Origin of the sequence: Streptomyces nojiriensis (assembly GCF_017639205.1) — a bacterium.
GTDB lineage: Bacteria > Actinomycetota > Actinomycetes > Streptomycetales > Streptomycetaceae > Streptomyces > Streptomyces nojiriensis.
Map to the genome: position 1 here is coordinate 2,578,627 of NZ_CP071139.1, position 11,721 is coordinate 2,590,347.

The 11,721-nt window shown below is 72.2% G+C and carries 9 protein-coding genes; all 9 read right to left on the reverse strand.

Going from position 1 to position 11,721, the window contains the following annotated elements; translation table 11 throughout:
• Positions 1–32: 32 nt before the first annotated feature.
• Positions 33–1,418 carry a pseudouridine synthase gene (locus JYK04_RS12055; protein WP_189739679.1) on the reverse strand — a complete coding sequence of 462 codons (1,386 nt, stop codon included), beginning with the start codon at positions 1,416–1,418 and terminating at the stop codon, positions 33–35.
• Complete coding sequence (gene scpB / locus JYK04_RS12060) at positions 1,418–2,041, reverse strand: SMC-Scp complex subunit ScpB (protein WP_373297454.1); 624 nt, start codon at positions 2,039–2,041, stop codon at positions 1,418–1,420. The genes JYK04_RS12055 and scpB overlap by 1 nt, the downstream gene beginning before the upstream one ends.
• Positions 2,042–2,049: 8 nt before the next feature.
• Positions 2,050–3,120 carry a segregation and condensation protein A gene (locus tag JYK04_RS12065; protein ID WP_189739673.1) on the reverse strand — a complete coding sequence of 357 codons (1,071 nt, stop codon included), beginning with the start codon at positions 3,118–3,120 and terminating at the stop codon, positions 2,050–2,052.
• A gap of 320 nt (positions 3,121–3,440) precedes the next feature.
• Positions 3,441–3,959 (reverse strand): hypothetical protein, encoded by a 519-nt coding sequence (locus JYK04_RS12070; RefSeq protein WP_189739670.1) that lies wholly within the window; start codon positions 3,957–3,959, stop codon positions 3,441–3,443.
• A complete protein-coding gene (locus JYK04_RS12075) occupies positions 3,944–5,062 on the reverse strand; it encodes a ParA family protein (protein WP_078626630.1) in 1,119 nt (372 codons plus the stop codon). The genes JYK04_RS12070 and JYK04_RS12075 overlap by 16 nt, the downstream gene beginning before the upstream one ends.
• A gap of 368 nt (positions 5,063–5,430) precedes the next feature.
• On the reverse strand, positions 5,431–6,546 hold the full coding sequence (ald, locus tag JYK04_RS12080; protein ID WP_189739668.1) for an alanine dehydrogenase: 1,116 nt from the start codon (positions 6,544–6,546) through the stop codon (positions 5,431–5,433).
• 152 nt (positions 6,547–6,698) lie between these two features.
• The gene (locus JYK04_RS12085; RefSeq protein WP_229875677.1) at positions 6,699–8,687 is read right to left on the reverse strand and encodes a tetratricopeptide repeat protein; all 1,989 of its coding nucleotides are present in this window, start codon (positions 8,685–8,687) and stop codon (positions 6,699–6,701) included.
• 338 nt (positions 8,688–9,025) lie between these two features.
• The gene (locus tag JYK04_RS12090; RefSeq protein ID WP_189740459.1) at positions 9,026–9,661 is read right to left on the reverse strand and encodes an NUDIX domain-containing protein; all 636 of its coding nucleotides are present in this window, start codon (positions 9,659–9,661) and stop codon (positions 9,026–9,028) included.
• Between the two features lie 83 nt (positions 9,662–9,744).
• Entirely contained in the window at positions 9,745–11,397 is a 1,653-nt protein-coding gene (locus JYK04_RS12095; RefSeq protein ID WP_189739665.1) for a CTP synthase, read from the reverse strand.
• Positions 11,398–11,721 lie beyond the last annotated feature (324 nt).

Consider the following 11,721-nt stretch of genomic DNA (forward strand, 5'->3'; position numbering starts at 1 on the left):
ACCGGCCGCCTGCGCGGCGACCGGTCTGCGCACTAGAGGCCGACCTCGCGCATCAGCATGCCGACCTCGGTGTTGGTCAGGCGGCGCAGCCAGCCGGACTTCTGGTCGCCCAGCTCGATCGGACCGAAGGAGGTCCGGACGAGCTTCTCGACCGGGAAGCCGGCCTCCGCCATCATGCGGCGGACGATGTGCTTGCGGCCCTCGTGGAGGGTGACCTCGACCAGGTAGTTCTTGCCGACCTGGTCGACGACGCGGAAGTGGTCGGCGCGGGCGTAGCCGTCCTCCAGCTCGATGCCGTCCTTGAGCCGCTTGCCGATCTCGCGCGGCAGCGGGCCGGTGATGGCCGCCACGTACGTCTTCTTCACGCCGTACTTCGGGTGCGTGAGGCGGTGGGCCAGCTCACCGTGGTTGGTGAGCAGGATGATGCCCTCCGTCTCGGTGTCGAGCCGGCCGACGTGGAAGAGACGGGTCTCGCGGTTGGTGACGTAGTCGCCGAGGCACTGACGGCCGTCCGGGTCCTCCATGGTGGAGACGACACCGGCGGGCTTGTTCAGCGCGAAGAACAGGTACGACTGGGTGGCGACGGTCAGGCCGTCCACCTTGATCTCGTCCTTCGGCAGGACTCGCTTGCCCTGCTCCAGCACGATCTCGCCGTTGACCTCGACGCGGGCCTGCTCGATGAGCTCCTCGCAGGCGCGGCGCGAACCCATGCCGGCGCGGGCGAGGACCTTCTGCAGACGCTCGCCCTCCTCCTCGGCACCCGGGAAGGTCTTCGGGGTCTTGATCACGGGCTTGTCGGCGTACCGGTCGCGCACGCGCTCCTCGATCCGCGCGTCCAGCTCGCGCGGGCGGGACTGGCCGCTCCGGCTGCCGGGGCCGCTGCGCGGGCCGCCGGCGCCGCCGATGCCGGGGGTCCTGGAGGTACGGGGACCGCCCTTGGCGCCACCGCGCGCCGCGGCGCCGCGGGCACCGCCGCCGCCCGCCTTGGGGCCGCTGCGTCCGCTGCGCTCGCCCTCGGGGCCGACGTCGTAGCGGCGCTCCTCGGGACGCGGGTTTCGGATGCGGGGGGCCGGCTGGTCGCGGTCGCGCGAGTCGGAGCCGCCCTGGTAGCCGCCACCGCCCTGGTAGCCGCCGCCGGAGCTGCCGCCGCGCGAGCCGCCGCCCTGGTAGCCACCACGGGAGCCGCCGGAGCCGCCGCCCTGGTAGCCGCCGCGGGAGCCGCCGGAGCCGCTGCCGCCCCGGGAGCCTCCGCCGGAGCTGCCGCCACGGGAGCCGCCGGAGCCGCTGCCGCCGCCGGAGCCGCTCCCGCGGTAGCCTCCGCCGCCGCTGGAGGAGCCGCCGCGGGAGTTACCGCGCCCGCCGCCTCCGCCGCCGCTGTTCCTGTTGCCGCCACCGTTGCCGTTGCCGCTGCTTCGCATCAAAGTTCCGTCGTCTTGTCGTCGTCTGCATCTGTGTCCGGTGCGTCCGGATCGAACGACGGAACACCTTCCTGCGTCTCGGCTTCGATCGCCTCCGCCTCGGGGAGGAAGGGCGCGAGCTCCGGGAGCTCGTCAAGACCGCGCAGGCCCATCCGCTCCAAAAAGTGGTTCGTCGTCCTGTACAGGATCGCACCTGTTTCGGGTTCCGTCCCCGCCTCCTCCACCAGACCGCGCTGGAGGAGGGTCCGCATGACCCCGTCGCAGTTGACTCCGCGGACCGCGGAGACCCGCGATCGGCTCACCGGCTGCCGGTACGCGACGACCGCCAGGGTCTCCAGGGCCGCCTGGGTGAGCCGGGCCTGCTGGCCGTCCAGCACGAAGCCCTCGACGGCCGGCGCGTACGCGGCCCGGGTGTAGAAGCGCCAGCCGCCGGCGACCAGCCGCAGCTCGAAGCCCCGGCGGGCGGCCGTGTACTCGTCGGCGAGCTCCCGCAGCGCCTGCCCGACCTCGCGCGGGCTGCGCTCCAGCACCTTGGCCAGGTGCGCCTCGGTGGCCGGCTCGTCCACGACCATGAGCACGGCCTCCAAAGCGGGCTTCAGCTCCAGCGCGGCCACCGCGCTCACGTCGCCGTTCAATCCTTCGCCTCCACGATCTGGTCGAACTCGTCGGTCACGGTCGGCATGCCGTCGCCGTCCCCGCCGCTCCAGCGCACGGTGAGGGTCTGCAGCGCCTCCTCCTGGTCGAGGACGACCGCCTTCTCCCGGTAGAGCTCCAGCAGGGCCAGGAAGCGCGCGACGACGGTGAGGGTGTCCCCGGCGTCCTCGGTGAGCTCCTGGAAGGTGGCCTCCCCGCGCGCCTTCAGCATCCGCGCGACCAGCCCGGCCTGCTCGCGCACGCTGACCAGGGGGGCGTGGATGTGGTCCACGTACACCTGGGGCTTGGCCCTGGGCTGCATGGCCTTCACGGCCAGCCGGGCGAAACCTTCCGGCCCGACGCTGATGACGACCTCGGGCAGCAGGTCCGCGTGGTGCGGCTCCAGTCCGACCGTGCGCGGGTACCGCCTGCCCTCGGCCTCCGCGCGCCGCTCGAAGATCTCGGCGATCTGCTTGTAGGCGCGGTACTGGAGCAGGCGCGCGAAGAGCAGGTCCCGGGCCTCCAGCAGGGCCAGGTCCGCCTCGTCCTCGACCTCGGCGACCGGCAGCAGCCGGGCGGCCTTCAGGTCGAGGAGGGTGGTGGCGACGACGAGGAACTCGGTGGTCTGGTCGAGGTCCCAGTCGGGCCCCATGGCGCGGATGTGCGCCATGAACTCGTCGGTGACCTTGGACAGCGCGACCTCGGTGACGTCGAGCTTGTGCCGCGAGATCAGCTGGAGCAGCAGGTCGAAGGGGCCTTCGAAGTTGGCGAGCCGCAGGGTGAACCGCCCGTCCCCGCCCGCGGGGGGTGCGGTGTCCGGGCCTGCGGCGGTCCCGGCGTCCGGGGCCGGGTGGGACTCAGGGGGCTGCTGCTGCCCGTCTGCGGGCCCGGGGGAACGTTCCGGCTCGGTACCGCCCGCCGCCGGCGCGGGGCGCGCAGCGGGCGCCTCAGGGGCTTCGGGGCCCGCTCCGCCGTCCTGCGCGTCCGGTTGCCGGTCCGTGTCGGGGGCGCCGGGGCCGCGCCCCAGGACGCGCCGGGTCGGTCGGCCGGATTCGGCGGGGAAGGGCATCGCGGTCCAGGAGGTGCATGGGGGCGGCGTGGAGGGCCGGGCGCCGTGGCCGCGGCCACCAGCAGCCTACGGGCTCCCCCGCACTCCCCGGTGGACCACCGCCCGGCACGGCGCCGCACCGCAGGACCGGCGCTCCCCGCCCGTACGGAGCCCCGTGGGGGCGGCTCTCCGCGACGGGACGGAGTCGGGGGCGGGGCCGGGGCCGGGGCCGGGCCGCGGATCCTCCGGAGGCCCGGTCACCGGGCGGACGGCCGCCGGGGCCCGGCTCCGGGAAGGCGCACCGCGGGGCGGGGCACCGGGAGAGCGGGCCCGCAGGGCGGTCAGCGGCCGCGCAGGCGCCGTACGAGGATGCTCGCGTCGCCGCGGGATTCCAGATCGGCGAGGACGACCGCGACCGCCTCGCGGACGATGCGGCCCCGGTCCACCGCCAGGCCGTGCTCCCCGCGCAGCACCAGCCGCGCGTGTTCCAGGTCCATGAGCTCCTCGGCGGAGACGTAGACCGTGATCTTCTCGTCGTGGCGCTCGCGGCCGCTGGGGCGCCGGTTCGCGCCCCTGCCCTGCCCCTTGCCCCGGCGGCCCGCGCCGACCGGGGCGGACCCCGCGCCGGCCGGTCCGGCAGAACCTTCCTGCGGCCGCCTGGGCTGCCCCACGACGGGCCCGCCGGTGTCCGCGGCCTCCCGGCCGCGGCCCTCGCCCGCCGTGCCCTCTGCCGAAGCGGCCGAGTGTTCCCCGGCGGGCGTCTCCTCGGCCCCGCGCCGCGGCGAGGACGACTGGAGCGCCATCCCCCCGGTCGTACGGAACAGTTCGTCGGCTCCGGGCAGACTCACTCGGCGTGACACCGGGCGAGCACCTCCCTGGCCAGCTGGCGATAGGCGGCGGCGCCGACGGAGTTGGACGCGTACGTCGTGATCGGCTCACCGGCGACCGTGGTCTCCGGGAAGCGCACCGTGCGGCCGATGACCGTGTGGTAGACGTGGTCGTCGAAGGCTTCGACGACGCGCGCCAGCACCTCGCGGCTGTGCACCGTACGGGAGTCGTACATCGTGGCGAGGATGCCGTCGAGCTCCAGCTCGGGGTTGAGCCGCTCCTGCACCTTCTCGATGGTCTCGGTCAGCAGCGCCACGCCGCGCAGCGCGAAGAACTCGCACTCCAGCGGGACGATGACCTTGTGAGCCGCCGTCAGGGCGTTCACGGTCAGCAGACCGAGCGAGGGCTGACAGTCGATCACGATGTAGTCGTAGTCGGCCATCAGGGGCTTCAGGGCCCGCTGCAGGGTGGACTCGCGCGCGACCTCGCTGACCAGCTGCACCTCGGCAGCGGACAGGTCGATGTTGCTCGGCAGCAGGTCCATGTTGGGGACCGCCGTCTTGAGCAGCACCTCGTCGGCCGACATGCCCCGCTCCATGAGCAGGTTGTAGACCGTCAGGTCGAGTTCCATCGGGTTCACGCCGAGACCCACGGACAGCGCGCCCTGCGGGTCGAAGTCGACGAGCAGCACGCGGCGCCCGTACTCGGCGAGCGCGGCACCCAGGTTGATGGTCGACGTGGTCTTGCCCACGCCGCCCTTCTGGTTGCACATCGCGATGATCTTCGCTGGACCGTGGTCGGTCAGCGGACCCGGGATCGGGAAGTACGGGAGCGGGCGTCCGGTCGGGCCGATCCGCTCACGGCGCTGACGGGCAGCGTCGGGGGCGAGGGTGGCCGCGTACTCGGGGTCCGGTTCGTACTCCGCGTCGGGGTCGTAGAAGTGCCCCTCGGGCACATTGTCGTAGTCGGCGAAACCCACGGGCTTTTCGCCGCTCAGGTCGCCGGCCCTGGAGTTCACGTCTAGGCCGTCCATGCTCTTTTGGGGCGTCGTCATGTGCTGGTGGTTTGCGAAGGTGCGTACTGCGACGGAGCCGACAGCTTCGAGCCCGGTAGGGCCCTGGCCCCGCTCAGGCATCCCTGCTCGACCACCCCCAGGAGCAAATGTCGACTCATTCACAAGTCGTCTTACCTCCTCGGACGTGACCAGGACACTTATCGATAGGTCAGCGTGGCACCATGCCGACGGTTGGCGACTCTATGGCGTGTCACCGCCCAGCGGCAACACAATCCACCGGACCCGGCACGATGTGTCGGCAACCGAACACCACTCTGTCAAGGGCGCACGAGCTGTCGCTGCGAAGTTTCGCGGGTGTGCGAAAGGGTTAAAGGGTTACGTTCGAGGCGAGTTGAGCGGGGTCCCGGGACGCCCCGCAAACACGTCCGGCCGGACCTTGCGGGCAAGGTCCGGCCGGATACGTGAGATTGACGTCAGTCGTTGACGTGTCAGCCGAGCAGCGTGCTCAGCTCGAGGGTCTCGAGGCCGTGGGCCTCGGCGACCGGACCGTAAACGACCTGGCCGTCATGGGTGTTGAGGCCCAGCGCGAGCGCGGGGTCACGACGCAGCGCCTCGACCCAGCCGAGGTTCGCGAGCTGCACGATGTAGGGCAGCGTGGCGTTGGTGAGCGCGTAGGTGGAGGTGTTCGGCACCGCGCCCGGCATGTTGGCGACGCAGTAGAAGACCGAGTTGTGGACCTGGAAGGTCGGCTCGGCGTGAGTGGTCGGACGGGAGTCCTCGAAGCAGCCGCCCTGGTCGATCGCAATGTCGACAAGGACACTTCCGGGCTTCATCTTGGCGACGAGCTCGTTGGTGACCAGCTTCGGGGCCTTCGCACCCGGGATCAGGACGGCGCCGATGACGAGGTCGGCCTCGACGACGGCCTTCTCCAGCTCGTAGGCGTTGGAGACGATCGTCTTGATCTTCGTGCCGAAGATCTTGTCGGCCTCGCGGAGCTTGTTGATGTCGCGGTCGAGCAGGGTCACGTGGAAGCCCATGCCGATGGCGATCTGCGCGGCGTTCCAGCCGGAGACGCCGCCGCCGATGACGACGCACTCGCCGGCGTGGGTGCCGGGGACGCCGCCCGGGAGGACGCCGCGGCCGCCGGCCGAGCGCATCAGGTGGTAGGCGCCGACCTGCGGGGCCAGGCGGCCCGCGACCTCGGACATCGGGGCGAGCAGCGGAAGCGCGCGGTTGGCGAGCTCGACCGTCTCGTAGGCGATGGCGGTGGTGCCGGACTCCAGCAGGGCGTCCGTGCACTCGCGGGAGGCCGCCAGGTGCAGGTACGTGAAGAGCGTCTGGTCCTTGCGGAGGCGGTGGTACTCCTCTGCGATCGGCTCCTTGACCTTCAGCAGCAGGTCCGCGGTCGCCCAGACCTCGTCGGCGGTACCGAGGATCTCGGCGCCGGCCGAGACGTACTCGGCGTCCGTGATCGAGGAGCCCACACCGGCGTTCTGCTCGATGAAGACCTGGTGGCCGTTGCGGACCAGCTCATGCACGCCGGCGGGCGTGATGGCGACCCGGAACTCGTTGTTCTTGACCTCGCGGGGGATGCCGACCTTCATCGTCGATCACGGTCCTTGGCTCAGGGGATATTACGGGGCACTTCCATACATACCCGCCCACAAGAACGCGCAACGGGATGCACCACGGGAAGCCGCGGTGAACCCAGTCTAATGAAGGATGAGTCGCTGTCTAGCCTTGCAAACCAATAATCTCAGTCGGAAGCACTACGGATTTCGCAGGCTGCGGGGTCATCTCCCAGCAATCTGTCGGCTGCGGAGCGGTGCAGCCTGGCAGCTGCGGGATCCCCCAGTCTGTCCAGCGTGTCGGCCAACCGGACCTGCAGTGCGGCCTGAAGTCGCTGGTCACCCGCCCGGCGCGCCAGCTCCACCGCTTCGCGGCAGGTGTGCAGCGATTCCTCGGGCCGGCCGGCGTACTCCTGGACCCGCGCCATCTCGCTCAACGCCTTTGCCTGACCGGGGACATCGGCCAGCTTCCGGTAGCCCGCGGCGGCCGCCCGCCAGCTGCGCAGCGCGTCCCCGTACCGCCCCGCGTAGGTGTGGACGTTCCCGAGCCGTCCGTACAGCCGGGCCTCGTCCGCGCGCTCGCCCCGCGCGAGGGCCTGGGAGAGCGCCCGGCCGAACCAGTCGGAGGCCCGGTGCCAGTCCGCCAGCTCCTGGTAGGCGCCTCCTACGGATTCCATCGCGCGGCCCGTCGCGTACGGGTCGCTGGCCGCCCGTCCGGCGTCCAGCGCGGCCCGGTAGCGCTCCAGGGCCTCCTGGGTCCGGCCGGTCGAGGCGTCCAGGTCGGCCAGGTTCAGCAGCGCCGCGGCCTGCTCCCGGTGCAGGCCGCGGCGCTCGGCCACGTCCAGGACCAGGCGGTGCAGCCCGTACAGCTCGGGGGCGGCCCCGGCCGTGCCCCGGTGGTCCGCCAGCGCCCGTACGAGGGCCGCGACCAGCCGGCGGGCCAGGGTGTCCAGCTCCCCGTCGGCCACGGCCAGGGAGGCGGCCGCGGTGAGCGCGGGCAGCCGGGTGTCCAGCCAGGTGGCGGCGGCCCGCCGGTCGGGGAACCGCAGGGCGCGCGGGAGACCGTCCAGCAGTTCGCGCAGGCCGTCGTCCACGGCGGCGTCCACCCCGGGCTCCTCGGCCTCGGCCATGGCCCGGCAGGAGTGCAGCAGCCGTACGGTGCGCTCCAGCATCCTGGCCCGGGCGAGCTGGACCTCGGCGGGGCGCTCCTTGGCCTCCAGGAGGGCCTGGAGCAGCGGCGCGAGGCAGCCGGGCAGCAGGAAGAGGCCGTCGCGGGAGGACCGGATCAGGCCCAGCCCGGCGAAGTCGTCCAGGGTCGACTGGGCGGCCGCCACGGAGCAGCCGGCCAGGGCGGAGGCGGTGTGCGAGTCGACGATGCCCGCCGGGGCGAGCGGCAGCAGCCGCAGGGTCCGCTGGGCGGGCTGCGGCAGGGACTCGTAGACCAGCCGGAAGCCGCGGGCGAGCGGGCCGCCGGTGGTGGCGGGCATGTCGTGGAGCTGCTTGGCCACGTCGGCGACGGCGGCCTTGGGGTGGGCGGCGAGCCACCCGCCGACGAGGACGAGGGCGGCGGGCTGGCCCCCGCACTCCTCGGCGAGGGCCTCGGCGGCCCGGGGGTCGGCGGTGACCCGGGTGTCGCCGATGCGCTGGGCGAGCAGTTCCACGGCGGAGGGGGTGTCGAGTCCGCCGAGGGTGCAGGGCCGGACGTCGGGGATCCCGGTGAGCGGCCCCTCGGCGGTGACCACGACGAGGCACTCGGGAGTGTCGGGGAGCAGCGCGTCCACCTGCTGCGGATCGGCGGCGTCGTCGACGAGGATGATCACCCGGCGGCCTTCGAGGGCGGTGCGCAGGGCGGAGCTCAGCTCGTCCTCACCGGCCCCGGGCGGGGTGGGCCGCCCCAGTCCCTCCAGCAGGCTCCGCACGGCCCGCTCGGTGGCCGCGGTCTCGCCGCCGGGGGCGGTGAGCCGGGTGCGGAGCACTCCGTCGGGGTACTCCTCGGCGACCTCCTGCACGAAGGCTTCGGCGAGGGCCGTGCGCCCGGAGCCCGGCCGCCCGGCGACGAGCAGCACCCGGGCCCGGGGCGCCTTGGCCTTGCGGCCGGAGAGGGTGTCGAGCCCGGTCCGCGCGATGTCCTCGCGCAGCTCCTTGAGCTCACGCCGCCGCCCGACGAAATCCGCCACGGATCCGCTCCTCTCCCTGCCACCGGATTGCGAGCGTAGTTCACGCAGAGCGACGACCCGGGTGGAGCGTGGCGGACAAATCCCCCGATCGGATCAGCAGATGGACCTATTTTTCACGCGCCGCTCGCGCGGCGCGCACGGCCGGGACCCCCCGGCCCCGGCCGAGGCGCCTTCTAGGCCGTCTCTTTCGGATCTTGTCGGCCGAGCCCGCGGCGTCCGGTGCCGTGCCTGGCAAGGCGGAGGAGCGCACCGTGTACTGGACGTACTCGGGTGCCCCGACAACGCGGCCAGGTGCGGTGCCGGGCGTCGCGGGCCCGGCAAGATCCGAAAGAGCCGGCCTAGGCCTCGTAGGGGCGGGCCGGCCAGGGGGCGAGGGCCGGGCGCAGGGCCCCGATCCCGCCCTCGGAGGCCAGGGCCGCGGCGAGGGCCAGCACCCCGGTCACCAGCCCCGGGTTGTGCAGTTCGCCCGCCAGGACCCCGCCGACCAGGTCCGCGAGCGGGACCCGGGCGATCTCCATGTCGGCCTCCTCCTCGGAGACCTCGTACCGCTCCCCCTCGGCCTCCGCCAGGTCCCGCGCGAGGAAGATCCGGACGGCCTCGTCGGATCCGCCGGGCGAGGTGAAGAAGTCGGCCAGCACCCGCCACTCGCCCGCCTTGGTGTGCGCCTCCTCGTACAGCTCCCGCTGGGCCGCGTGCAGCGGGTTCTCGCCGGGTACGTCGAGCAGCCCGGCCGGGAGCTCCCACAGCCGGTGCCGCACCGGGTGGCGGAACTGCCGCAGGACCAGCACCCGCTGCTCCTCGTCGAGGGCGAGGACGCACACCGAGCCCGGGTGCACCTGGTAGTCGCGGCGCACCACCGAGCTGTCGGGCATTCGGACCTGGTCCGAGCGGACGGCCGTCTTGGCGCCCTCGAACGGGGTCCGTGAGGCGACGACCTCCCACGACTCCGGTGTGTCCACGATGTCGTTGCCCATGGCCATGGCCGATACCTTCCCCGAGAACGCGACAGCCGGGGCACGATCCGTGCCCCGGCTGCCTACGTTATGCGGTCAGGCTCTCACTTCGCGGACTGCTGCCGCTCCACGGCCGCCTTCACCAGGCCGGCGAAGAGCGGGTGCGGGCGCGTCGGGCGCGAGCGCAGCTCCGGGTGGGCCTGGGTGGCCACCAGGTAGGGGTGCACCTCGCGCGGGTACTCGACGTACTCGACGAGCTTGTTGTCCGGGGAGGTGCCGGAGAAGACGAGGCCGGCCTTCTTCTCCAGTTCGCCGCGGTAGGCGTTGTTGACCTCGTAGCGGTGGCGGTGGCGCTCGTCCACGTAGGCCTCGTCGCCGTAGACCTCGCGCACGATGGAGCCCTCGGCGAGCTTCGCCGGGTACATGCCCAGGCGCATGGTGCCGCCCAGGTCGCCCGCGCCCTCGACGAAGGCCAGCTGCTCCTCCATGGTCGAGATGACCGGGTGCGGGGTGGAGGCGTCGAACTCGGTGGAGTTGGCGTCCTCGATGCCCGCGAGGTTGCGCGCGGCCTCGATGACCACGCACTGCAGACCCAGGCACAGGCCGAGCAGCGGGATCTTGTTCTCGCGGGCGTAGGTGATCGCGCCGACCTTGCCGTCGACGCCGCGGTCGCCGAAGCCGCCGGGCACGCAGATCGCGTCCACGTCGGACAGCTGGGCGGCGGCACCGGCCGGGGTCTTGCAGTCGTCGGAGGTGACCCACTTGATCTGGACGCGGGCCTTGTTGGCGAAACCGCCGGCGCGCAGCGCCTCGGTCACCGACAGGTAGGCGTCGGGCAGGTCGATGTACTTGCCGACGAGCGCGACCTTGACCTCGTGGTCGGGGTTGTGGACCCGGTCGAGGAGGTCCTCCCACACCGTCCAGTCGACGTCGCGGAACGGCAGGTCGAGCTTGCGCACGACGTACGCGTCCAGGCCCTCGGTGTGCAGCACCTTCGGGATGTCGTAGATCGACTTGGCGTCGATCGCCGCGACCACGGCCGCCTCGTCCACGTCGCACATCAGCGAGATCTTGCGCTTGATGGAGGTGGGGACGTCACGGTCGGCGCGCAGCACGATGGCGTCGGGCTGGATGCCGATGTTGCGCAGGGCCGCGACCGAGTGCTGGGTCGGCTTGGTCTTCAGCTCGCCGGAGGGGCCGATGTAGGGGAGCAGCGAGATGTGCACGACGAAGACGTTGTCGCGGCCGACCTCGTGGCGGACCTGGCGGACGGTCTCCAGGAACGGCAGGGACTCGATGTCGCCGACGGTGCCGCCGACCTCGGTGATGACGACGTCGACGTCCTCGGTCGCCATGCGGCGGATGCGGTGCTTGATCTCGTTGGTGATGTGCGGGATGACCTGCACGGTGTCACCGAGGTACTCGCCGCGGCGCTCCTTGGCGATGACCGTGTTGTAGACCTGGCCGGTGGTGACGTTGGCCGAGCCGTCGAGGTCGACGTCGAGGAAGCGCTCGTAGTGGCCGATGTCCAGGTCGGTCTCGGCGCCGTCGTTGGTGACGAACACCTCGCCGTGCTGGAACGGGTTCATGGTGCCGGGGTCGACGTTCAGGTACGGGTCGAGCTTCTGCATCGTGACCCGCAGACCGCGCGCCTTCAGCAGCGCACCCAGGCTGGAGGCCGTCAGGCCCTTGCCGAGGGAGGAAGCGACACCCCCGGTGACGAAGATGTGCTTGGTCGTCATGGATTTGGGCGGCATCGCCAAGAGGGGGCTCCCGTGGTCGCGAGGTGAGGTGCGTCCGGCGCCGGCCACCGTCGATCCGGAAGGGTCTCAGGGGGCGCCGAAGCTGCGGTTTCGGGGCTCCTGATTCGCACAGGCAGACCACCGGTCCACGGGGTACCAGCCTATCAGCGCCCGGAGCGGTCCGCCTCCGGGCACGCGGCGCACGCGCCGGGCACGGGGGTGCCCGAGTGCGCCGGGGCGGTATCGCCACTGCTCACCCGTTTGGCCCAACCGCATTCTCCACAGGCTCACGGAGATCACTAGGGTGCCGTCATATCCTGCTCGGATATTGCACACATC